We start from the raw sequence: 23,578 nt of genomic DNA, 5'->3' as shown, positions 1-23,578 counted from the left end.
TACATCCAAAAATAAAAAGAAACCAAAAATTTCCATGATAAAGGCCTTTAAGACTATTATTTGGCCTAGAAGAAATCTGGTTTTCATAGGCCTTATTCTAATCATATTTAATAGAATTGCAGGGCTTATCTTACCTTGGAAGAGTAAAACTTTATTAGATGATGTCGTTCCTAGTAAAGATATGGGACAATTGTATGAATTACTACTTATTGTAGGAATAGCAATTCTTATACAAGCCACTACTTCTTTTTTATTAACCAGAATATTAAGTGTTCAAGCTCAATATCTAATCTCTGAACTTAGAGCACAAGTACAGAAAAAAGTGCTTTCGCTACCTATTAGTTTCTTTGATAACACAAAATCTGGTTCTTTGGTATCTAGAATTATGAGTGATGTAGAAGGGGTTAGAAATTTGATCGGTACTGGATTAGTGCAAATGGTAGGGGGTATTTTTACAGCAATTATCTCGGTTGGTATTCTTATCAGTATCAATCCTTGGATGACATTATTTGTGTTGGTTCCAGTTACATTGTTTGGATTGGTAGCCCTTAAAGCTTTCAAATATATTCGTCCGATTTTTAGAATTAGAGGAGAAATTAATGCTCAGGTAAAAGGGCGATTAACTGAGACATTAGCTGGTGTTCGAGTGATAAAAGGGTTTGGTGCAGAAGAGCAAGAAAGTAAAATATTTGAGAAAGGTGTCGATCGTTTATTTCAAAATGTAAAAAAGAGTCTTACAGCTACTGCTCTAATGACTAGTTCCTCTACTTTTTTATTAGCAGGAATTGCCTCTACTGGTATAATGGGAATTGGTGGATATTACATGATGGAGGGAAGTATGACTCCTGGTCAATTTTTGTCTTTTACTATGTACCTAGCATTTATGATTGCTCCTATTGTACAAATGAGTAATATAGGGAGTCAACTTACCGAGGCATTAGCTGGATTAGATCGCACAGAGGAATTAATGAATATGACTCCAGAAGAAGAGATCGAGGATAGAACGATAGTGCTTGAAGATATAAAAGGAGATATTATTTTTGATAATGTTTCTTTTGCTTATGAAGAAGGAAAAGATGTACTACATGATATTAATTTTAAAGCATCTTCTGGATCTGTAACTGCTCTGGTAGGTAGTTCTGGTTCTGGAAAATCTACAATTGCAGGATTATCAGCTACTTTTTTAAATCCAAAATCTGGACTTATCACCATCGATAATCATGATATGTCTAAAGTGAAGCTAAACAGTTTTCGTCGCAATCTGGGAGTTGTTTTACAGGATGAATTCTTGTTTGAAGGTTCTATCAGACAAAATATATTATTTCCAAGACCTGATGCTAGCGAAGAACAATTACAAAGAGCTGTTCAAGCTGCATATGTAAACGAGTTTACAGATCGTTTTGATGATGGATTAGATACATTGATTGGAGAACGAGGTGTAAAATTATCTGGAGGGCAACGACAACGAATCGCGATTGCTAGAGCTATTCTGGCAGATCCAAAAATTATAATACTTGATGAGGCAACCTCTAATCTAGACACAGAAAGTGAAGCTTTGATACAGAAAAGTCTTAATGAACTAATGAAAGGGAGAACTACTTTTGTTATTGCTCATAGACTTAGCACTATCAAAAAGGCGGATCAAATTTTGGTTATAGAATCAGGAAAAATTGCAGAACGTGGCACACACGACGAGTTAATAGCTTCAGAAGGAAGATACTTTGATTTATACACCTATCAGGCTAGGATTTAGTACACACATTACAGTATATGATTATTGATTGATCATAAACAAATATCCCTTATAAATGCATGCATTTATAAGGGATATTTTAATTATATATTGTTTGCTTTTACCAAGCAACGATATTACACATGCAATGCTCTATCATCTGTAGCTGCTAGTGCTGCTTCTTTTATTGCTTCTGTAAATGTAGGATGCGCATGAGACATACGAGAAATATCTTCTGCAGATGCTCTAAACTCCATCGCAGTAACAGCTTCGGCTATCAAATCTGCACAACGTGCTCCTACCATATGTACTCCTAGCACCTCATCTGTAGTCTCATCTGCAAGTATTTTTACAAATCCGTCTAAATCTCCACTAGCACGAGATCTCCCTAATGCTCTAAACGGAAATTGTCCTGATTTATATTTTACTCCTGCTTCTTTAAGCTCTTCTTCTGTCTTACCAACTGCTGCTACTTCTGGCCAAGTATATACTACTCCTGGAATTAGGTTATAATCAATATGTGGTTTTTGCCCAGCCAGTGTTTCTGCAACAAATACTCCTTCCTCTTCTGCTTTATGAGCCAACATTGCTCCTTTGATTACATCACCAATTGCATAAATATTAGAAGCACTTGTTTGTAAATGATCATTTACCTCTACTTGCCCTCTATCATTAAGTTTTACTCCTGCAGCTTCTGCATTTAATCCATCTGTATATGGTTTACGCCCTACAGATACTAGGCAATAATCTCCTTTGAACTCTACTGGGTTTCCTTTTTTATCATCTGCAGTAATAGTAACTTCTTTTGCAGAAGCTTCTACACTCGTTACTTTATGAGAAGTATAGAATTTTACTCCTTGTTTTTTCATTGCCTTTTGTAGCTCTCTAGATAGTGCCTTATCCATTCCTGGAATAATTCTATCCATATATTCTACTACAGAAACCTGAGCACCAAGACGACGGTATACTTGCCCTAATTCTAATCCGATAACCCCTCCTCCTATTACAACTAGGTGTTTTGGAATTTCTTTTAGCTTAAGAGCTTCTGTAGAAGTGATTACTCTCTTTTTATCAATTTTAATAAAAGGAAGAGTAGATGGTTTTGATCCTGTAGCAATAATGGTATTTTTTGCTTCAATCGTATCTACCGCACCATCTGTTTTTGTAATATTAATATGAGTAGCGTCCTTAAAGGCTCCTACCCCTTCAAAAACATCTATCTTATTTTTTTTCATCAAAAAACTAACACCATCACAGGTCTGATCAACTACAGTCTGTTTACGTGCAATCATTTTGTCTAAATTGATTTTTACATCTCCTGGAATTTCAATCCCATGATCTGCAAAATGCTTTACGGCATGCTCATAATGATGAGAAGAATCTAATAATGCTTTACTTGGGATACACCCAACGTTAAGGCATGTTCCTCCTAGTGTTTTATATTTTTCGATTATTGCGGTTTTCATTCCTAGCTGTGCGCATCGAATAGCGGCCACATATCCACCAGGTCCAGAGCCTATAACGGCTACATCATATGTACTCATAATAAATTATTATGTTGTGTATTAAGATTGAAAAAACAAAGTTAAAAGTATTAGCATAATAATGATAGTAATTAAAGAATAATTATAATCATTATTCCTAAAAAAGCTAAAAACACTTCTTTACAGTATCTTATTATTGAAATTATCTTTGAATTTCTCAAACTTATTTTAAACATCTCAAAAATTCTTATTCTATTCATTTTTTTTATTTCAATATAGATTCAATAAGAAGCCATCTTACAATGATATTACTTTGTAAAATAATAATTTGTCTTTACAGCATAGTGATCCGATAGATCTTCGTTATTTTTTATAAACCTTAGCACCTTCATCTCAGGAATATAAATAGGTTGTTTATGCTCTTTATCTATTAAAATATAATCTAATGTATCATTATAATCGGGGTATTGATCCCGAACCAATGTATTCGTATTAGAATATGTTCCCATATCAACAGAAGGGTCAAATTGATAGGATATGCTAGCATTTAATATAGTTTGCATAGTATCATACGTATTCTTATTGGTGTATTCAACATTCATATCTCCAGCATAAAACAAAGGTTCTGATAGAGGTATTTGAAAACTATTTACCCATTTTTTTATCTCCTTTAATTGATTTAATCTTACTGTGGTTCCATCATAATTATCATGATCTGCTTGTAGATGAGTTCCTACAATATGATACCTTTTATTATTTTTTTCTATTTCTACATATACTGCCCCTTTATTTGAATAATAATCTGGAGTCCCATAACCTGAAGCATTAAAAACATATTGATGCTTATTCAATATTGGATATTTACTAAAAACTCTTACTCCCCCGTTTACAACCAAAGGACTATTTGAACAGTTGCCACCCATTGAATCCCAATAGTTACTTTGATTACAATATAACCCTACTAATACAGTGCTGTAAGGATAATCATCGTGTAGTTGATTAAATAAATGTGTTTCAACTTGTTGATTAAATCCTTCCTGAAAAACAATAACATCTAATGAATCTACCATATCACGTAAAACATCCAGTTGTTCTTTTGATCTCTCGATCTCTTTATAATGAAGTATTGATGCAATACCTGGTAAATGATATATATTATAACTGATTATTGTTAAATTCTCTGTAGCTTTTTTTTTAATGGATTGCTGTGTGGTTTGATTCTCATAACTCTCAAAGCTATCTTCTTCTGAGCATGAAAAAAATGATAGACCGATTATCAAAGCAATTACCAAATTTAGATTCTTCATTTTTATATAGTTTATGTTAGTACTCTCAAAAAAAGTATATTCAAATTTCCTGAACCTTACCTATATAAGAACAAATTATTAAATCATATATTGTCACCTCTTCTACACTATGATCTTATCTACTATAGCTGAATTAAAACCTTTTAAATTTTATGTAAAAAACAATATTAGATGAATCAAAAAGTTATGTTTTTATCTAGAACTGATTTATTTTTTCCAATTTGCTATAAAAATGTTCTTTTCACCAGAATCAAAAAAATTTAAACCACTTCTTATCTATAGAATAAAACATGAAAGAATAAGATAACAAAGCTGTAAAAAATAAAAATATTTATTAATTTACATTTTGATACTATAGTATTACTCAATTACACAAAGATATCTTTATTATAAATATGCGTTACCTAACTACTCTTAGCTTACTTATAGTCTTAATTTTATGGAGTTCCTGCCGTAAAGATTTTGAATCAAATCCAAGTACAGGCAATCTACAGTTTTCTACTGACACTTTATTTTTGGATACCATTTTTACTAATATTGGATCCAGCACCTATAGTTTCAAAGTATACAATCATTCTAATGATGATTTTACTATTCCTACTATTGCATTAGAACGAGGAGAAAATTCTAATTATAGAATCAATGTAGACGGAGTTTCTGCAAATTCTTTTGAAAATATACAAGTATTAGCAAAGGATAGTATTTTTGTTTTTGTAGAAACTACTACTAATATTACAGATCAAACAGCTAATGTAGAATTCCTTTATACAGATAAAATACTTTTTGATACTGGGGTAAATCAACAAAAAGTTGATTTGGTAACTCTTATCAAAGATGCTATTTTTCTTTTTCCGTCACGAGATACCATGACTGGAGAAACAGAATCTTTATCGCTCGGATTAGATAATGAGATAAAAATTGAAGGGTTCTTTTTAGATGATGACCAGCTTCATTTTACAAATGAAAAACCCTATGTTATATATGGGTATGCAGCTGTGCCTGTAGAAAAAACATTGACTATTGATCCTGGAGCACGAATACACTTTCATGCCAATTCAGGAATTATTGTTGCAAATGGAGCTACGTTGACCGTAAATGGTGAATTAAGTACCGATCCAGAACTTCTAGAAAACGAAGTAATTTTTGAAGGAGATCGTTTAGAACCAGAATTCAGTAATGTCCCTGGGCAATGGGGCACCATATGGCTTACACAAGGAAGTACAGCACATACAATCAACCATGCAACTATAAAAAATGCAACTGTAGGTCTATTTATAGACTCTAACGATGGTAGTACTACACCCACATTAACAATCAAAAATACACAGATTTATAATAGTTCTAATATTGGCCTTCTGGCTCGTACCGGCAATGTTTCAGGAGAAAATTTGGTTATTAATAATGCTGGACAAGTATCTCTGAACTGTGCATTGGGAGGCACGTACTCCTTTGATCATTGTACATTTACTAACTATAGTACAATTGGAGCTAATTTTAGAGAATTCCCTACGGTATTAATTGACAATCACCTACAAGTTAGTGAAACCGAAGTGATCACTGCCGATTTACTAGAAGCAAATTTTACCAATTGTATTATTTACGGAGATCAGCAATTAGAATTGCTATTCAGTAAAGTTGAAGGCACTGCTTTTAATTACAATTTCAAAAACTGTTTAATCAGATTTGATGATACAGGTAATCAATTCTCTGATAATCCTATGTATAATTTTTCTACTACTTCTTTATTTCAAAATATCATATTAAATGAAGATCCTGATTTTGAGAAACCATATAAGAACCTACTACGCATTGGTGAAAACTCTGCTGCAAACGGAAAAGCTTCTTTACCAACATCTGGAACTGATATTATGGGAACATTGAGAAATACTTCAACTCCTGATATTGGAGCGTATGAAAGCTCAGTTTTTGACCTTAATAATTGATTTTCTAACTCTTTTATCGTTTTCTCTTTAGGTCTTTTATTTACTTCGACACATTAAATTATCAGAATAACTTTTGTTGACTAACTCCAACGTTTTTGTGTATGGATATCCACCTCCAAATCCTAAGTTTTCAATATGTATAGAATAAAAGCAATCAAAAGAAATTGTGCTTCCTATTTTTAAATTATTAGGATTATGGTAATTGTTTATACTTGAGTGGCATTTCGTTTTTGTTAAATCACTAATAACTTCTTTTACTATATACTCTATATCTATTTCATATTTTTTGGCCAATTCTTTATCTAGAAAATCCACATACCTACCACAAGGTTGTCCTTTTCTTTTTATAGAATCTTTAGAAATTGTAATTTCATCCAAGTAAAAAGATTTTAATTCTGCAATTTTTAAAAATTTAGAATTATTTTCGAAATCCAAATTGTAGAAATTATCATTAAACTCTTTCTTCTTTGGGTCAAAATATTTTGGTATTAACGGTAAACGATCTTTATCTAACCAAACTTCATGCACGAGATATTCCATACCGATTACTGTTTTTCCTTTGGGCACTGCATACTTTGCACTTAACATGATTACATCTGCCGATTTAGCTAATAAATAAACGCCAGGTTTTTTACTTCCTGGAAGCGGTATTTTATAAGGCTTTTTTAGTTTCCATTTACCTTCAAATGCACTTGACGGACAGTATTCTTGTACTTCATCTTCATTTAAAAAACCAACATCTGCTATTCTTCCTTCATAATCACTAAAAAATAAATTTAATGGATTTGAATACTCTGCTTTAAAAAGTTTAACCTCTGTAGTCATTTTATTTTTTGTAAATATCAATCCGAATATTGTACCAAAAATTAAACTGAATATTATTACAAAAAGTAATATTTTCTTCTTGGGCTTAGTAACTATTACTTTTTTATTTTGAAGTTTATGAATCTCTATTTTTAGAGCATCCTTTTCTTTTAATAGTTCTTTATGTGCTTGTAATTGATCTAAATTTCTAATTGATCTAATATACATTCCTTCTGTAGCTGATCCAGAAATTAACTTACTAAACTGACTAGCGCTAATACAAAGATCTGACGATACTTTACCAAATGAATTTGTTCCAAACTTGGATGTTACCTCTTCATAATTACCATACAACAGTTTTACCTTAGTTAGAAAAACCGTTTTTAGATCTTGCTCATTCATTGTTATTAATATTTAGATAAATTAAGATGATTTATAATTTAAAAGCTTAACAAATACCATGTAAAAAAGTGTAAAACAGTGTAAAACAGTATAAAAACCCGCATATTGTTTTTACGATTTTAATAGTTTAGCACAAACACAAATAAGATATCCTCAACAATTTTAGTGTTTTTTCACTAATAACTACTCATTTACTGCATTCCAACAAACTAATCCTCATTAAATATTTAAATTATGAATTTTTTTTATTTTTTAATTTTACTATTCATGTGTATTACCGTAGGCAATTCACAAAGTAACAAGCTCAAAATAAATTTAAACAAATCAGGAAAAACCTATATCAAAGGGGCAATTAGAGGGCAGTTTTGGTCAAGATATACAGACATGAACCCAGGTACAACTATAAATGGTGAAAACGTAAGTAATAAAGTAGATTTCTCAATCAGACGATTGCGTGTTGGAGTTTCTGCACAATTAACTCCAAAAATTTATGTATACTCATTATTTGGTGGTAATAATATAAACCTTAAAAACGAAAAGAATTTTCAATTCGATATCTTAGATTTTAATGTTGAATATTCTTTTGCTAATACCTTAGCAATTGGAATTGGAGAAAATTCTTGGGATGGGTTAAGTAGATGGACAACAAGGAGTAGTAAAACTTTAATGGCTCTTGACGCTCCTTTGTTCTCACTTTTGACTGTAAATAAAAATGATGATTTGGCAAGAGGTTTAGGAATATGGCTAAAAGGTCAGGTAAACAAATTTGACTATGTACTATCTTTTAAAAACCCTATTTCTTTTGGTGTCGAAGCAAAAGAAAAGGTTACAGACTTTGCTCTAAATAATCCAAGAGTAAGAACTTCAGCACATATAAAATATCAGTTTCTAGAGCATGAAAGCAATACATCTGCATACAGTGGTGGAGTAGGAACTTATGTTGGAAAGAAAAATGTTTTCAATATTGGAGCTGGTTTTTTATACCAACCAAAAATGACCTCTAGTTTGGTTTCTGGAAAGGAAGAGTTTTACGACTTTAAAAACTGGGCTACAGAAATTTTTGTTGACAAACAACTCGATAAGACTAAAGGAAATGCAATTACATCATATCTAGGATACTTCAATACAGATTTTGGTCCAAACTATATTAGAAACTTAGGAGCAAATGATTTTACATCTGGCGGAACTTCATTCAATGGTTCTGGAAATGATTTTCCTATGATGGGAACTGGAAATACTGTATTTTTCCAGTTAGGATATCTTTTCCCTAAAGGGAAACATAGTTATAGGATTCAACCTAATATTGCAATACAATATTCAAACTTTGAAAAATTAGGTGAGCCTGTCACAGTTTATGATATTGGAATAAACATGTATATAAAAGGTCATGCTAATAAACTAACATTGAATTATCAAAACAGACCTATTTACCAACCAAATATATCTGGTCAATTAAAAGTAGATGAACGTAAAGGACAAGTTGTATTGCAATATCAAATAACAATTAACTAATCAAAATATTATGGCAAAATTAAGTACACAAACAAATATTAAATATCCTATTGTTTTTTTAGGGTTAATCATTTTTTCTGGGATGGTTTTCTTTATTGATTTGGTTCCTGGAAATCCTGGAGTAACTATTACGGCCGCAATTGCTATATTAATGGCCTTATGGTGGGTTACAGAAGCTATCCCTATGGGATTAACAAGCTTATTGCCGTTAATCCTATTTCCTGTTTTTGGTGTTCTAAGTGGTAAAATAGTATCCAATGTTTATATAAACTATGTTATTTTCCTTTTCCTTGGAGGGTTCTTTATGGCTTTAGCTCTAGAAAAATGGGATGTTCATAGAAGAATTGCTCTTAAGATTTTATCAGTTGTAGGTGGTAGTCCTTTTAAAATTCTTTTGGGTTTTATGGTATCCTCTATATTTTTATCTATGTGGATGTCTAATACTGCAACCGCAATGATGATGCTACCCATAGCTTTTTCTGTAACCACAGCATTAGAAGATACTCACGGCTCAAATAAACTAGGAAAATTCACTACTGCAATTTTATTGTGTGTAGCATATGGATGTTCAATTGGGGGAGCTGCTACATTAGTAGGAACACCTCCTAACTTAGCACTTGTTAGAATTTTTGAAATTTTATACCCTAGTGCTCCTGAAATTTCATTTGGTCAATGGATTATTTTTACTTTACCATTGACTCTGATAATGTTTATCATTACGTTAGTTATTCTATATTATTTATTTCCTGCTCAAAAAGGGTTACAAATTTTAAACAAATCTTTTTTTAAAGATGAATACAAAAAATTAGGAAATATCTCTCCTGAACAAAAAAGAGTATTCGCCTTATTTATATTACTGGTAGTTATGTGGATTTTTAGAAAAACACTTACTATTGGCTCTTTTTCTATTCCTGGATGGAGTTCCTTATTTCCTCAACCAAAGTATATAAATGATGGAACTATTGCCATATTTGTAGCAGTACTACTTTTTATTATTCCATCATCAGATAAAACAAATAAAGAAGGATTAATTACTTGGAGCATCGTTACCAAAATCCCTTGGCGTATTATATTACTTTTTGGAGGAGGGTTTGCTTTGGCTAAAGGATTTATTGATTCTGGTTTATCAGATTATATAGGAGGAAAACTTGTCTTTGCTGGAAGCATGAGTGATATGAGTTTACTTTTTACTGTAACATCTATTATGACTTTTTTAACGGAATTTACATCAAATACTGCAACGACTGAAATGATGCTACCTGTCATAGGAGGGTTAACAAATCAAATACAATTAAATCCTTTATTCTTAATGATACCTATTACTCTAGCCGCCTCAATGGCATTTATGTTTCCTGTAGCTACTCCTCCAAACGCAATAGTTTTTGGGACTGGTAAACTAAAGATGGTAGATATGGTTAAAGCTGGCTTTATAATAAATACGATAGGAATCATTTTTATCGTTTTAGTATCATACTATTGGGGAACAGTCGTTTTTGATATAGACCCTAATATATTACCAGAATGGGCAAATGATATCAAAATAGACACTAAACACTAATATAGGTGATATAATAGGTAATAGAAAGTCTACAAAATATTTAGTATATTCATAACAAAGAACTTATTCTATAAATACCGTATTTATACTTATTGGAATTAATTTCAATAAAGACTAGGTTTGACATCATACCTCTAAATTATTAACCAATACTCACTATAATGAAACCTAACTTTACCATTATTACACCTCCTACTCCTCTAATCTCATCACCTATAATGATACATTATTACCAAAAGGGAAAACAAATAAATACTACCACAGTATATAAAATTATAGCTTTTGAGTAGCTCGTTTTTTCAAAGAGTATTCATCTATATTTATTAATATTTTATAAAATAAGCCATATACAAGAGTATACTACAAAATATAGTATTCAGATACAATACTTCTTTAATTTTACCGTAATACAACTGTTAATTTTATGTATTAAATCATTAATTATCAAATACTATTTGATAGTAATAATGTAATAAAAAAAACATAGTAGTAACCAACTTAAATATCACAAAACAATGACGGTCATGCAAACGATTAGTTATATAAGTAACGCTTCTCAATTATCACCTGAAGAAATAGAAGAGGTATTAATAAATGCCAAAATAAATAATAATAAAAAAGGAATTAATGGGGTATTGATTTATGTCAATGAAACTTTCTTTCAAGTTATAGAAGGAAGTCAACATCTGGTAGAAACATTATTCGAAAAAATACAAAAAGATCAAAGACATTTTAATGTCTTAAAAGTATTTGAAACAAAAACCTGTGAAAAAAAATTCAGTAGGTTTAATTCTAATTACATAACCTTTAATGAAGAATCTGCTACAGTAGAACTTTTAAAATTTCTAGATACTGGTAAAGAAAATAATCCTGATCTTCATAATGTAATTGTCAATCAAGCAAAAATATTGCTTAAGAATTTTTAAGGATTAACTTATAAAACAACAAATAATATTATTTTTGATTGACTATATCAAAAATAATGGCAGAATATATATTTACATCACAACGCTTAGGTTTTCGTACTTGGACACTGGATGATTTGGATTTATTAACACAAATCAATAACGATGATGATGTTATGGAGTTTTTTCCGTTTAAACCCTCAAGAGAAGAAACAGCATCATTTATTGTAAGAATGCAAAAGATGTATGCAAAGAAAGGCTTTTGTTATTTTGCTATCGATTTACTCGACACAAAAGAATGTATCGGTTTTGTAGGATTATCAGAACAAACTTATCTAGAAGAATTAGGTACATTTACCGATATTGGATGGAGATTAAAAAAAAGCTCATGGAATCACGGATATGCCACAGAAGGTGCCAAAGCTTGCCTGAAATTTGGTTTTGAAACTATTGGTTTAAATACAATCTATTCTGTTGCTTCAAAAATTAATTTAAAATCGGAATCGGTGATGAAAAAAATTGAAATGCAACAAGTTAAAACCTTTGCACACCCAAAATTATTAGATGATTCCCGCTTAAAGGACTGTATTTTATACAAAAAATACAAAACCAACTGACCCTATTTGTTTTCTGATAAAAAAGAAAATAAAATATCACACACTACAGTTGCACAAATAAACTATCTCAAAACAATCTCACGAAGTATTTGTTTGAAACCAGCCTTTAATTTTGAAAGAAGCTTCAGAGTATTAAAATCTCACTTAGTGGGTAAACCATTTAAAAATAACTCTTTATAAAAAAGTAAATCTCAGAATAGTCAAAAGTTTCTATTACATTTGATAAACACTTATCAATCTGATGAATCATAATGAAGCTAAGAAATATACTTATTCTATCTCTAATTTTTTTGAATATCAGTTGTGATCAGATATCAAAAAAAATAATTCGACAAACTATAGAACCTTATGAACGTATTGAGGTATTCAAAGATAACTTTATAGTTACCAAAATAGAAAATACAGGCGCTGCTTATAGTTTAGGATCAGATCTAGGGCCAATCTTAAAAGTCCTGTTATTACAAATTTTCCCTTTAGTAATTTTATTAATATTAGTAAGACAATTATTAATTCGAACCAATTACTCTAAGGGTTCTATAGTTGGTTTTGCATTTATAATTGGTGGTGGAATAGGCAACCTATATGATCGTATTATATACGGTTCTGTTACAGATTTCCTAATTTTGGACATAGGAGTGATAAAAACCGAAATCTTTAATTTGGCAGATGTTTCTATTATGTTAGGAGCTATTTTGGTATTTATTCTTACACTTTTTGGTAAAAATAAAATAATCTCTAATAACAAAAAATTAATAGAATGAGCTGGATTAAAGAAATATCATATAAAGAAGCAACGGGCCAATTAAAAAAAATATATGACCGTATCAAAGGACCAAATGATACTATAGACAATGTATTATCCATTCATAGTTTACGCCCACATACCCTTATAGGCCATATGGGGTTGTACAAAAATGTTTTACATAATTCTAATAATACATTACCTAAATGGTATCTAGAAACCTTAGGTGTCTATGTGAGTATGCTTAATCAATGTAATTATTGCGTAGATCATCATTCTGCTGGACTAAAGCGCTTGCTAGGTGATGATGATAAGTTTCAAGATATCATTACTTGTCTTGCTTCTGATAAATTACATCATCATTTTAAGCTTCAATACCTATCTGGATTAGAATATGCCAAGCAATTAACATTAGCGCATCACACGATTACAGAGACTGATATTCATACACTCAGAAAACAAAATTTATCTGATGGTGAAATACTTGAAATTAATCAGGTTGTGAGTTATTTTAATTATGTAAATAGAACTGTTGTTGGATTAGGTGTGAATACTGATGGTGACATAATAGGGCTCTCTCCTAATAACAGTGATGATGCAGAAAACTGGAGTCATTCATAAGAATTACCTAGAAAGTTTGCATCTGTTCTCTTTTTTTAAACATTTTCCCCATAAAACAATCATATTCAAATATTTAAAACATATTTGATCGTATTATTTTTTAGTGTATGCTTTCCATTTTTCTAAAAATGCAGAGTCGTTTACGATATACTTTTTACCGGTTTTATATATACTAAAGCCATCTTTTCCTGTAATATCAGAGTTATTATATATGTTTTTATAAAATTTAGTATATTCTTCTTTTTCTTTTTGGAGTGTTTTACGTAGGGATATATATACATCTACTTCTGGATTCGACTTTTTCCAAATAGTATAAGTCGTCATATTAGAAGTATATTCGATAGTATACAACATATCATCGTTCTTTTCTATACTCCAGCTCAATGCATGATATATACTCTTTTTTGAATAATTAATTTCTTTTCTATAAAATTGATTATTGTAAAAAGATAAAACACCGTGCATAGCATTAGGAGTAAGTTGATGCCTCTTAATCACTTTTACAAAACCAAATTCATTATTAGAAATACGATTTATGAATAATATTCCTTTATATATTGTATAATCATGAATGCTCCCAGGTCCTTTTCCATATCCTTCTACAAGATCATATCGCCCTTCTATATTAGGAACCTCCACACTTATTACGGTATCTTTCTTATTTTGATTAGTTGTTAAAACAATATTCTTATGCTCAACCTTTTTGTCTAAACTATCTGATACATTTTTTTTACACCCTATAATGAATATAATTACAAATATGACAGGTACTAACTGTACTTTTCTAGTGTTTATCAAATTTAGACTAATTCTATTCATACAAACAAATGTAATCAAAGTCAGGAGTTTACTTCATATTTCTTGAAAACAACTTTTACCAAAAAGCGCATTGTATATTAGTATAGACAATGCGCTTTTCAAATACTATTATATAAAAAGATTACCCTGCAAAAAGTGGTTTATCTTTCATCATTTCAGTTACCTCATCAGCAATAGTATGTAATTCATCTTCATTCTCTACGTTTTGAATCACTCTATCGATTAGCTCAACAATTGTAATCATATCTTTTTCTTTTAATCCTCTAGTTGTAACAGCAGAAACACCAATACGAATTCCTGAAGTTACAAACGGCGACTTATCATCAAAAGGTACCATATTCTTGTTTACTGTAATTTCTGCAACCCCTAATGCCTCTTCTGCTTGCTTACCAGTTACTCCTTTATTACGTAAATCGATTAACATCATGTGGTTATCTGTACTACCTGAAATCACATCATATCCTTTCTTGACAAATTCTCCTGCCATTACCTCAGCATTTTTCTTTACTTGTACAATATAATGCAAAAACTCATCTGTCAATGCTTCTCCAAAAGCAATTGCTTTTGCTGCAATAATATGTTCTAGTGGCCCTCCTTGGTTTCCAGGAAAAACAGCACTATCAAACAACGATGACATCATACGTTTTTTTCCATTCTTTAAGGTAATTCCAAAAGGATTTTCAAAATCCTCACCCATCAAAATAAGACCTCCTCTTGGACCTCTTAATGTTTTATGTGTAGTCGTTGTTACGACATGACAATGTGGGATAGGGTCAGAAATTATTCCTTTAGCAATAAATCCTGCAGGGTGAGCTATATCAGCAAATAAAATTGCACCAACACTATCTGCGATTTCTCTAAATTTTTTATAATCAATCTCACGTGAATATGCAGATGCTCCTGCAATAATCATCTGTGGTTTCTCTGTATTTGCTATTTCTTGAATCTTATCATAATTTAATTTTCCTGTTTCTTTATCTACACCATAAAAAATAGGTTGGTATAATTTACCAGAAAAATTCACTGATGACCCATGAGTTAAATGCCCTCCATGTGAGAGATCAAAACCAAGTATTTTATCACCAGGTTTAAGACATGCATGATAAACTGCCGTATTAGCTTGAGATCCAGAATGTGGTTGTACATTAGCATATGCAGCACCAAACAATTCTTTTGCACGATCTATGGCAATCTGTTCAATAACATCTACTACAGCACATCCTCCGTAGTAACGCTTACCAGGGTAGCCTTCTGCATATTTATTAGTTAATACTGAACCAGCTGCTTCCATTACTTGTTCACTCACAAAGTTTTCAGAAGCAATTAATTCTAATCCGTTGATTTGACGTTCTTTTTCGTCCTGAATCAAATCAAAAATCTGTTCGTCGCGTTGCATGAATTGATAATTAGTTAATAATGTTGTAAAAATAGGAAATACATTCTTTAAATTAGTCTAAACGATTACTAATAAATATGAACAATTTGTTCACATTTTTCAACTATTTATAAAGTCATAAAATTTTGTTATTTTATGTAATCATTTTTGGTCTTTTCTTGATTTAATTATAAATGACTCTAATTAACAAACCAGCTTACTAATAATCATTCTAAATAAGTAATCTATTTGACAATAAAACAACGATAATTAGATAGTTGTATATTATTTTAATTTTTTTTCACAAAATTAAAAACCTATAATCATTCTAAAATTATATATTTGATCATAAGATTTACGACAACTTATTAAACATACTATAAATGCCCATAACTGCAAATTATCCAGATAGAAAAACTTGGATTGAGACACCTCTTAATACAGATTTCCCTATACAAAATATACCATTTGGTGTATTCTTGACTCGGGATGATATAATAACCATTGGCACTCGAATTGGTGATACAGCAATTGATCTGGGAGCTCTTCATCAATTAGGGTATTTTGAAGAAATCCCATTGACTGATGATATTTTTTTACAAGACTCTCTAAATGATTTTATTTCTGATGGAAAAAAAACATGGAGGCTTGTACGTAACAGAATTGCTGAAATTTTTGATGCTAAAAATAATGCATTAAAAAATAACGAAAAACACAGGCAGGAAGTTTTATTTTCTCTAGATGAAATTGAAATGCAACTTCCTGTTAGAATTGGAGATTATACTGATTTCTATAGTAGTATAGAGCATGCTACCAACGTTGGTAAAATGTTTAGAGACCCAGATAATGCTCTGTTACCAAACTGGCTACATATGCCTGTTGGATATCATGGTCGAAGTAGCTCTATTATTCCATCTGGTATTCCTGTACATCGCCCACAAGGTCAAAAACTTACAAATGGTGCATCAGAACCAATTTTCGGACCATCAAGATTAGTAGATTTTGAACTTGAAATGGCATTTATAACTACAGATGCTAACCAATTAGGAGAACCAATCCCTCTAGAAGAAGCAGAAGACTACATATTTGGTATGGTATTATTTAATGATTGGAGTGCTCGTGATATTCAAAAATGGGAATATGTTCCACTAGGTCCTTTTCTAGGAAAGAATTTTGCATCCTCAATATCACCATGGATTGTAACAATGGATGCGCTAGAACCATATCGTACGGAAGGCCCTAAACCTTTAAAAGAACAACTTCCTTACCTTCAATACGAAGGAAAAAAGAGTTTTGATATCAATTTAGAGGTTGCTATTCAACCAGAAAAATCAGTAGAAACAGTTGTAGCCAAAAGTAATTTCAAATATATGTACTGGAACATGGCACAGCAACTTACACACCATACTATAAATGGATGCCCCGTTAATTCTGGAGATATGATGGGTAGTGGAACCTTATCTGGCCCTACGCCCGATTCATATGGATCTATGCTAGAATTAAGCTGGAGAGGAGAAAAACCATTACCTCTTAAAGAAGGAGGCAGTCGCAAGTTTATTGATGATAATGATACCGTAATTATGAGAGGGCATTGTGAAAAAGGAGGAGTACGTATTGGATTTGGAGAGGTATCGACAAAACTACTTCCAGTATTCAAAAAATAAAATATAAAATATTTAGTTTTATTAAACCTCGAAAAAATCACTTTCGAGGTTTTTTATTATCTTTTGGCATCAAAGTTGTTTTCAATACCCAAATCAAAATATCAGTGATATGAAAAAACTACTACTTATATCTTTTACAATCATCGTTTCGTCTTGTAGTAGCGTCAAAAAGACCGAAAAAGCACTTAATACAGGTGATTATGATCAAGCAATAAATATTGCCTTAAATAAACTCAAAACAAACAAAAACAAAAAAGGTAAACAGCCATATATAAATATGCTCGAACAAGCATATGCAAAAGTTATAGATAGAGATCATAATGCTATTACTTATCTAGAAAAAGAAGGAAATCCAGCAAACCTAGAACGTATCTATAACTCATACCTTACTCTCAGAGATAGACAAGAACGTATAAAACCATTATTACCTCTCTATCTTATCGAAGAAGGACGTAATGCTGATTTTTATATGCGTAATTATGATCAAAAAATTATAAGTACCAAAGATAAACTTTCTGAATACCTGTATAGTAATGCCAAAAACTTACTAGCAACTGCCAAAAGAAAAAAAGAATACAGAGCAGTATATGAGGATCTTATATACCTTGATAAGGTTACTCCTAATTACAAAAATACAGTAGAAATGATAAAAGAAGCCCACAAAAAGGGAACTGATTTTGTAAGGGTAACTATGAGAAACAACACCAATGTAATTATTCCTAGAAGATTAGAAAGTGATTTACTTAATTTTGGTACATATGGGTTAAATAATCTATGGACAGTATATCATAGTCGACCACAACGTGCTATCAAATATGACTATGCTATGGAAGTAGATTTAAGAGAAATCAACATATCACCAGAACAAATTAAAGAACGCCAATTACAGAAAGAAAAATTGGTTAAAGATGGATGGGAATATCTACTTGATGAAAATGATGAAATTGTAGTTGATGATAAAGGAGAAAAAGTCAAAGTAGATAAAATGGTAACAGTACATTGTGAATATTATGAATTTACTCAATTCAAAGCTGTAAATGTTATTGGTAATGTGCTATACAAAAACCTGAGAACAAATCAGCTTCTAGATGCTTTTCCGATAGCGAGCGAACATGTTTTTCAACATATTTATGCCAATTACAATGGAGATAAACGCGCACTAGATGATAGTTTATTGGGATATCTAGGAGCAAGAGCAGTACAGTTTCCTTCAAATGAACAAATGGTTTATGATTCTGGAGAGGATATAAAAAATAAATTAAAAAATATTATTACAAATTATCGTTTTAAATAATATTGGTCACCTTATAATAATATAAGGCACTCATGAAAACTTACTTATACCAGAAAATTTTGCGATGATCAATCCAAAAAAATTACGAGATGCAGGAGCCATATTAAAAAACTATAAACGAGGAGAGGTCCTCTTTTATGAAGATGCTATTGCTAGGTATTATTATCAGGTGGATCAAGGAGAGATCAAGATGAACAACTATAATCAAGAAGGAAAAGAATATATTCAGGGGATTTTTGCTAAAGGAAAAAGCTTTGGTGAACCTCCCCTCTTTGCAGATTTCACCTACCCTGCCAATGCTGAAGCTATTATTGACTCTAAAGTTTGGCAACTTCCAAAAGATAAATTCTTAAAACTTTTAGAAGAAAACCCAGAAATTCACCACAAATTTACCAGTACACTCGCTTTACGTTTGTACTACAAAGCGATAATGGTATCAGAAATATCAACACAAGAACCAGAACACCGTATTCTTAGAATTTTGGATTACTTCAAAAAAAATAACACAACAGATAAAACAGATTCGTTAAGCTACAAAGTAGAACTTACCAGGCAACAACTTGCTGATCTTACTGGATTACGAGTAGAAACTGTAATACGAAGTATCAAAAAATTAGAGCAAAAAGGAGAACTTTCTATCAAAAATAGAAAAGTGTATCGCTAGAGCACACATTCTTCTTACTTTATGATTAAGATCATAAAATGAAGGCCTGTCCTTGAAATATCTTTGAGTAAACTTAAAATTCAAGCTTATGTACTCAAAGCTATTAAAAGATTTCAAGGAAATGTATATGGCATACATTCCATTAATGATTATTCTTTCCAGTTGTTTAGGTTCTATTGCTGCAATGTATATTTTGATGCAAGAAAGATCTATTTTTCAAGTGATACAGTTATCTGTTTGTGTAATTGCATGTATGGTTTTTAATGCTTCTATTTTAGCGCAAATGAAACCAAAATTCATCTTGAATCTATTACTATTTAGCCTAATAATAAATACGATACTTGTAGTTTTAAACATGACATTTTATTAATGAATTAATTCATTAATAAAAGATTCAAAAACTAACTATACACCAGAATATCGGTTCCTATCTTTATATCTATGAAAACAACTATCAAAAATGATATCCAAAATAGAAATGACATTAAAACTCTTGTAACTCAATTTTATATAAAAGTCAGAAATGAGGAATCACTTGGTCCAATCTTTAATCATATGATTAGTAATTGGGATACTCATATAGAAAAACTAATCGATTTCTGGGAAACCAATCTTCTTTTTACCATAAAATATAAAGGTAATCCGATCAAAGTACATCAAATTGTAGATCGAGTATTTAATGGCACAATCAATCAAAATCACTTTGGTATATGGCTCAATTTATGGATAGAAACCCTAGATACATTATTTTATGGTGAAAAGGCAGAAACAGCTAAAAGAAGAGCTAGAAAAATGTCAACCCATCTTTATATAAAAATGTATGAATCTAGAGTAACTCAGAAAATAACATGTCCTTTTTTAAACGAAAAAGACAAAATTTAATCTAAATAAACTGATGTAATACCTGTGGTGTAATCATACTATGCGAAGAATGATGTACCGTAACTCCATTTTTTATAACGATAAATTGTGGCGATTCATGAAAAACCTGAAACTTTGCAGATACCTCAGAAGATACATCTCTATGATTTAGCAAGTCTAGGTAATACAAATCTATTTTATCATTTTCTATATCAAAACTATTTTCAAAATTACGCATTACCATTCTGCTAATTCCACATCGAGTAGAGTGCTTAAAGATTGCTTGCGTCTTATTTTTTGAAGCCTTTTTTATGGCATTTAACTGAGAAACCGAATTAAGCACCTGCCAAGGCAAAGCTTGTTTTTCTTCTTTTGGTGTTTTTTCTTCTGATCCAAATAATTTATTAAATATTCCCATTTTTTTTCTATATGCTTAATGATTACAAACTTAGTCAAATGATTTTTAATAATTGACTATAGCCACCTATTGGTCGTTGTAAAACTCGTAACTTTACATCAAGACAAAAAGTCACTAAAACCCATTACTAAATAAGACATTTTGACACTTTTATAAACTAGGAATATTATTTGATCCCTTGTTGTAAAACCTAAAATAAAAGAAATGAATTTTAATAATTTCACTATAAAATCACAAGAAGCGATACAACAAGCGCAACAGCTTACACAGAGTTTCGGTCATCAACAAATAGAAAATGAGCATATATTTAAAGCTATTTTTACTGTTGATGAAAATGTACTTCCTTTTTTACTTAAAAAATTAAATGTAAACATCAACCTTCTACAACAAGTTCTTGATAGTACTTTAGAAAGTTTTCCTAAAGTAACAGGGGGAGAGCTACAACTATCTAGAGAAGCAGGTAAATCATTGAATGAGGCCAGTATCATTGCCAAAAAGATGAATGATGAGTATGTATCTATAGAACATCTAGTTATTGCTATTTTTAAATCAAAAAGCAAAATAGCTCAAATATTAAAAGATCAAGGGGTTACAGAAAAACATCTTACTGAAGCTATTAATGAGATTAGAAAAGGAGAACGTGTAACATCACAAAGTGCCGAAGAAACATATCAGGTATTAAATAAATACGCCAAAAATCTTAATGAAATGGCGGAAAATGGTAAACTAGACCCTGTAATCGGTCGTGATGAAGAAATAAGAAGGGTATTACAAATCCTTTCTCGTCGTACCAAAAACAATCCAATGCTAGTAGGTGAACCTGGTGTTGGTAAAACAGCTATCGCAGAAGGATTGGCTCATAGAATTATTTCAGGAGATATCCCAGAGAACCTTAAAGACAAACAAATTTTTTCTTTAGATATGGGAGCCTTGATTGCAGGAGCCAAATTCAAAGGAGAATTTGAAGAGCGCCTTAAAGCTGTAGTAAAAGAAGTTACTACAAGTGATGGGGATATTGTATTATTTATTGATGAAATCCACACCTTAGTCGGTGCTGGAGGTGGTCAAGGTGCAATGGATGCTGCAAATATTCTAAAACCTGCGCTAGCAAGAGGAGAACTAAGAGCTATTGGAGCCACAACATTAGATGAATATCAAAAATATTTTGAAAAAGATAAAGCATTAGAAAGACGTTTTCAGAGAGTAACCATCGATGAACCTGATACAGAAAGTGCTATTTCAATTTTAAGAGGAATCAAAGAGAAGTATGAAGTACATCATAAAGTACGAATAAAAGATGAAGCTATTATAGCCGCAGTAGAACTATCTCAGCGTTATATAACTAATAGATTCTTGCCCGATAAAGCGATTGATTTAATGGATGAGGCTGCCTCCAAGTTAAGAATGGAAATTAATTCTAAACCAGAGGAACTAGATGTATTAGATAGAAAAATTATGCAACTAGAAATCGAGATCGAAGCTATAAAAAGAGAAGATGATGAAGTTAAACTAAAAACTCTTAATGCTGATCTTGCCAATATAAAAGAAGACCGTAATGAGATCTTCTCAAAATGGCAAAGCGAAAAAGAAGTTGTAGATGCCATACAAAATGCAAAAACAAATATAGAAGAGTATAAACTTGAAGCTGAACGTGCTGAACGAAATGGTGATTATGGAAAAGTTGCTGAATTACGTTATGGTAAAATAAAAGAATCACAGGAACACCTAGATCAATTACAAGAGCAACTAGATCAACAACAAAGTAAATCGTCTCTTATTAAAGAAGAAGTGACCAATGATGATATTGCAGAAGTAGTTGCTAAATGGACTGGTATACCTGTTACCAAAATGCTACAAAGCGAACGTGAAAAACTACTTGTTCTAGAAGAAGAGCTTCAAAAACGAGTAGTAGGACAAATAGAAGCGATACAGGCAGTAAGTGATGCTGTACGAAGAAGTAGAGCTGGATTGCAAGATCAAAAAAAACCAATAGGATCTTTCTTATTTCTAGGAACCACTGGAGTTGGTAAAACCGAACTTGCAAAAGCGCTAGCCGAGTATTTGTTTAATGATGAAAGCGCCATGACTCGAATAGACATGAGCGAATACCAGGAACGACATGCTGTGAGTAGATTAGTAGGCGCACCTCCTGGATATGTAGGGTATGATGAAGGAGGACAATTGACAGAAGCCGTGAGAAGAAAACCATATTCTGTAGTGCTATTGGATGAAATCGAAAAAGCACACCCAGATACATTCAATGTTTTATTACAAGTATTGGATGAAGGTAGACTAACTGATAATAAGGGTAGAGTTGCAGACTTTAGAAATACTATTATTATCATGACCAGTAATATGGGGAGTCATATCATACAAGAAAAATTTGAAACTATCAAAAATATGGATTCTGCAATGGAAGCCGCCAAAGTTGATGTCCTTGCCATTCTAAAACAATCTGTACGGCCCGAGTTTTTAAACAGGATAGATGATATCATCATGTTTTCTCCTCTTACAAAAGCCAACATACACGAAATTGTGAAACTACAGTTGCAACACGTTTCTAAAATGTTGGCAGAGCAACACATTACTCTGGATGCGACAGAACAGGCTATTGTATACCTATCTGAAAAAGGGTTTCAACCAGAATTTGGAGCAAGACCCGTAAAACGAACCATTCAAAAGGAAGTTTTAAACAAATTATCTAAAGAAATTCTTGCTGGTAATGTTTCTACAGAAAGTGTCATCTTATTGGATGAATTTGATGCAAATCTGGTATTTAGAAATCAAGAGAATTTAGTTTCTTGAAAAATGAATAAAAGGCGATTTAATTAAAAAACAATCGCCTTTTTTACAAAA

20 protein-coding genes are annotated in these 23,578 nt (G+C 31.4%); 14 read left to right on the top strand and 6 right to left on the bottom strand.

Going from position 1 to position 23,578, the window contains the following annotated elements:
• Positions 1 to 34 precede the first annotated feature (34 nt).
• Positions 35 to 1,753 (top strand): ABC transporter ATP-binding protein, encoded by a 1,719-nt coding sequence (locus DG508_RS12465; protein ID WP_416354247.1) that lies wholly within the window; start codon positions 35 to 37, stop codon positions 1,751 to 1,753.
• A 116-nt stretch (positions 1,754 to 1,869) separates the two neighbouring features.
• Here the strand turns inward: DG508_RS12465 and lpdA are convergent, their stop codons facing one another.
• The gene (lpdA, locus tag DG508_RS12460) at positions 1,870 to 3,276 is read right to left on the bottom strand and encodes a dihydrolipoyl dehydrogenase (protein WP_108868454.1); all 1,407 of its coding nucleotides are present in this window, start codon (positions 3,274 to 3,276) and stop codon (positions 1,870 to 1,872) included.
• 248 nt (positions 3,277 to 3,524) lie between these two features.
• Complete coding sequence (locus DG508_RS12455; protein WP_108868453.1) at positions 3,525 to 4,523, bottom strand: sphingomyelin phosphodiesterase; 999 nt, start codon at positions 4,521 to 4,523, stop codon at positions 3,525 to 3,527.
• A 395-nt stretch (positions 4,524 to 4,918) separates the two neighbouring features.
• Here DG508_RS12455 and DG508_RS12450 point away from each other — a divergent pair, with 395 nt between their 5' ends.
• A complete protein-coding gene (locus DG508_RS12450) occupies positions 4,919 to 6,466 on the top strand; it encodes a hypothetical protein (protein WP_108868452.1) in 1,548 nt (515 codons plus the stop codon).
• 36 nt (positions 6,467 to 6,502) lie between these two features.
• On the opposite strand, the gene DG508_RS12445 is transcribed toward DG508_RS12450, so the two are convergent.
• Positions 6,503 to 7,672, bottom strand: a complete 1,170-nt coding sequence (locus tag DG508_RS12445) for a hypothetical protein (RefSeq protein ID WP_108868451.1) — start codon at positions 7,670 to 7,672, stop codon at positions 6,503 to 6,505.
• Between the two features lie 267 nt (positions 7,673 to 7,939).
• Between DG508_RS12445 and DG508_RS12440 the strand changes: the two genes are divergently transcribed.
• The 6 genes from DG508_RS12440 (at position 7,940) to DG508_RS12415 (ending at position 13,627) form a co-directional block, all read left to right on the top strand.
• On the top strand, positions 7,940 to 9,184 hold the full coding sequence (locus DG508_RS12440; protein ID WP_108868450.1) for a porin family protein: 1,245 nt from the start codon (positions 7,940 to 7,942) through the stop codon (positions 9,182 to 9,184).
• A 10-nt stretch (positions 9,185 to 9,194) separates the two neighbouring features.
• A complete protein-coding gene (locus DG508_RS12435) occupies positions 9,195 to 10,742 on the top strand; it encodes an SLC13 family permease (protein WP_108868449.1) in 1,548 nt (515 codons plus the stop codon).
• A 524-nt stretch (positions 10,743 to 11,266) separates the two neighbouring features.
• Entirely contained in the window at positions 11,267 to 11,668 is a 402-nt protein-coding gene (locus tag DG508_RS12430; protein ID WP_159090807.1) for a BLUF domain-containing protein, read from the top strand.
• Between the two features lie 56 nt (positions 11,669 to 11,724).
• Complete coding sequence (locus DG508_RS12425) at positions 11,725 to 12,264, top strand: GNAT family N-acetyltransferase (RefSeq protein ID WP_108868447.1); 540 nt, start codon at positions 11,725 to 11,727, stop codon at positions 12,262 to 12,264.
• 251 nt (positions 12,265 to 12,515) lie between these two features.
• Positions 12,516 to 13,025, top strand: coding sequence for a signal peptidase II (lspA, locus tag DG508_RS12420; protein ID WP_108868446.1), 510 nt, complete (start codon positions 12,516 to 12,518; stop codon positions 13,023 to 13,025).
• Positions 13,022 to 13,627 (top strand): carboxymuconolactone decarboxylase family protein, encoded by a 606-nt coding sequence (locus tag DG508_RS12415; protein WP_103864185.1) that lies wholly within the window; start codon positions 13,022 to 13,024, stop codon positions 13,625 to 13,627. The genes lspA and DG508_RS12415 overlap by 4 nt, the downstream gene beginning before the upstream one ends.
• A 93-nt stretch (positions 13,628 to 13,720) precedes the next feature.
• Here DG508_RS12415 and DG508_RS12410 read toward each other — a convergent pair whose 3' ends face one another.
• Both DG508_RS12410 and glyA read right to left on the bottom strand, forming a co-directional pair.
• The gene (locus tag DG508_RS12410) at positions 13,721 to 14,446 is read right to left on the bottom strand and encodes a hypothetical protein (RefSeq protein ID WP_108868445.1); all 726 of its coding nucleotides are present in this window, start codon (positions 14,444 to 14,446) and stop codon (positions 13,721 to 13,723) included.
• Between the two features lie 121 nt (positions 14,447 to 14,567).
• Complete coding sequence (gene glyA, locus DG508_RS12405) at positions 14,568 to 15,842, bottom strand: serine hydroxymethyltransferase (protein WP_108868444.1); 1,275 nt, start codon at positions 15,840 to 15,842, stop codon at positions 14,568 to 14,570.
• Between the two features lie 362 nt (positions 15,843 to 16,204).
• Between glyA and fahA the strand changes: the two genes are divergently transcribed.
• From fahA to DG508_RS12380, 5 genes are all read left to right on the top strand, one after another.
• Positions 16,205 to 17,485 carry a fumarylacetoacetase gene (gene fahA, locus DG508_RS12400; protein WP_108868443.1) on the top strand — a complete coding sequence of 427 codons (1,281 nt, stop codon included), beginning with the start codon at positions 16,205 to 16,207 and terminating at the stop codon, positions 17,483 to 17,485.
• Positions 17,486 to 17,594: 109 nt separating this feature from the next.
• Complete coding sequence (locus DG508_RS12395) at positions 17,595 to 18,779, top strand: hypothetical protein (RefSeq protein ID WP_108868442.1); 1,185 nt, start codon at positions 17,595 to 17,597, stop codon at positions 18,777 to 18,779.
• 64 nt (positions 18,780 to 18,843) lie between these two features.
• A complete protein-coding gene (locus DG508_RS12390) occupies positions 18,844 to 19,443 on the top strand; it encodes a Crp/Fnr family transcriptional regulator (protein ID WP_108868441.1) in 600 nt (199 codons plus the stop codon).
• Positions 19,444 to 19,531: 88 nt separating this feature from the next.
• A complete protein-coding gene (locus DG508_RS12385) occupies positions 19,532 to 19,813 on the top strand; it encodes a hypothetical protein (RefSeq protein ID WP_103864191.1) in 282 nt (93 codons plus the stop codon).
• A gap of 71 nt (positions 19,814 to 19,884) precedes the next feature.
• Positions 19,885 to 20,325, top strand: a complete 441-nt coding sequence (locus tag DG508_RS12380) for a group III truncated hemoglobin (RefSeq protein WP_108868440.1) — start codon at positions 19,885 to 19,887, stop codon at positions 20,323 to 20,325.
• Between the two features lies 1 nt (position 20,326).
• On the opposite strand, the gene ytxJ is transcribed toward DG508_RS12380, so the two are convergent.
• Positions 20,327 to 20,722 (bottom strand): bacillithiol system redox-active protein YtxJ, encoded by a 396-nt coding sequence (ytxJ, locus tag DG508_RS12375; protein ID WP_108868439.1) that lies wholly within the window; start codon positions 20,720 to 20,722, stop codon positions 20,327 to 20,329.
• Between the two features lie 204 nt (positions 20,723 to 20,926).
• Here ytxJ and clpB point away from each other — a divergent pair, with 204 nt between their 5' ends.
• The gene (gene clpB / locus DG508_RS12370) at positions 20,927 to 23,527 is read left to right on the top strand and encodes an ATP-dependent chaperone ClpB (protein ID WP_108868438.1); all 2,601 of its coding nucleotides are present in this window, start codon (positions 20,927 to 20,929) and stop codon (positions 23,525 to 23,527) included.
• The last annotated feature ends 51 nt before the right edge of the window (positions 23,528 to 23,578 follow it).

Source organism: Aquimarina aquimarini, assembly GCF_900299535.1.
GTDB lineage: Bacteria > Bacteroidota > Bacteroidia > Flavobacteriales > Flavobacteriaceae > Aquimarina > Aquimarina aquimarini.
The sequence above is the reverse complement of the archived record's forward strand: the minus strand, read 5'-3'. Positions and strand labels throughout refer to the sequence as shown.

What these genes read in the sequence shown, in the direction of transcription:
- DG508_RS12465 (WP_416354247.1), top strand. Translation starts at nt 35, where the DNA reads ATGATAAAGGCCTTTAAGACTATTATTTGGCCTAGAAGAAATCTGGTT.
- lpdA (WP_108868454.1), bottom strand. Translation starts at nt 3,276, where the DNA reads ATGAGTACATATGATGTAGCCGTTATAGGCTCTGGACCTGGTGGATAT.
- DG508_RS12455 (WP_108868453.1), bottom strand. Translation starts at nt 4,523, where the DNA reads ATGAAGAATCTAAATTTGGTAATTGCTTTGATAATCGGTCTATCATTT.
- DG508_RS12450 (WP_108868452.1), top strand. Translation starts at nt 4,919, where the DNA reads ATGCGTTACCTAACTACTCTTAGCTTACTTATAGTCTTAATTTTATGG.
- DG508_RS12445 (WP_108868451.1), bottom strand. Translation starts at nt 7,672, where the DNA reads ATGAATGAGCAAGATCTAAAAACGGTTTTTCTAACTAAGGTAAAACTG.
- DG508_RS12440 (WP_108868450.1), top strand. Translation starts at nt 7,940, where the DNA reads ATGTGTATTACCGTAGGCAATTCACAAAGTAACAAGCTCAAAATAAAT.
- DG508_RS12435 (WP_108868449.1), top strand. Translation starts at nt 9,195, where the DNA reads ATGGCAAAATTAAGTACACAAACAAATATTAAATATCCTATTGTTTTT.
- DG508_RS12430 (WP_159090807.1), top strand. Translation starts at nt 11,267, where the DNA reads ATGCAAACGATTAGTTATATAAGTAACGCTTCTCAATTATCACCTGAA.
- DG508_RS12425 (WP_108868447.1), top strand. Translation starts at nt 11,725, where the DNA reads ATGGCAGAATATATATTTACATCACAACGCTTAGGTTTTCGTACTTGG.
- lspA (WP_108868446.1), top strand. Translation starts at nt 12,516, where the DNA reads ATGAAGCTAAGAAATATACTTATTCTATCTCTAATTTTTTTGAATATC.
- DG508_RS12415 (WP_103864185.1), top strand. Translation starts at nt 13,022, where the DNA reads ATGAGCTGGATTAAAGAAATATCATATAAAGAAGCAACGGGCCAATTA.
- DG508_RS12410 (WP_108868445.1), bottom strand. Translation starts at nt 14,446, where the DNA reads ATGAATAGAATTAGTCTAAATTTGATAAACACTAGAAAAGTACAGTTA.
- glyA (WP_108868444.1), bottom strand. Translation starts at nt 15,842, where the DNA reads ATGCAACGCGACGAACAGATTTTTGATTTGATTCAGGACGAAAAAGAA.
- fahA (WP_108868443.1), top strand. Translation starts at nt 16,205, where the DNA reads ATGCCCATAACTGCAAATTATCCAGATAGAAAAACTTGGATTGAGACA.
- DG508_RS12395 (WP_108868442.1), top strand. Translation starts at nt 17,595, where the DNA reads ATGAAAAAACTACTACTTATATCTTTTACAATCATCGTTTCGTCTTGT.
- DG508_RS12390 (WP_108868441.1), top strand. Translation starts at nt 18,844, where the DNA reads ATGATCAATCCAAAAAAATTACGAGATGCAGGAGCCATATTAAAAAAC.
- DG508_RS12385 (WP_103864191.1), top strand. Translation starts at nt 19,532, where the DNA reads ATGTACTCAAAGCTATTAAAAGATTTCAAGGAAATGTATATGGCATAC.
- DG508_RS12380 (WP_108868440.1), top strand. Translation starts at nt 19,885, where the DNA reads ATGAAAACAACTATCAAAAATGATATCCAAAATAGAAATGACATTAAA.
- ytxJ (WP_108868439.1), bottom strand. Translation starts at nt 20,722, where the DNA reads ATGGGAATATTTAATAAATTATTTGGATCAGAAGAAAAAACACCAAAA.
- clpB (WP_108868438.1), top strand. Translation starts at nt 20,927, where the DNA reads ATGAATTTTAATAATTTCACTATAAAATCACAAGAAGCGATACAACAA.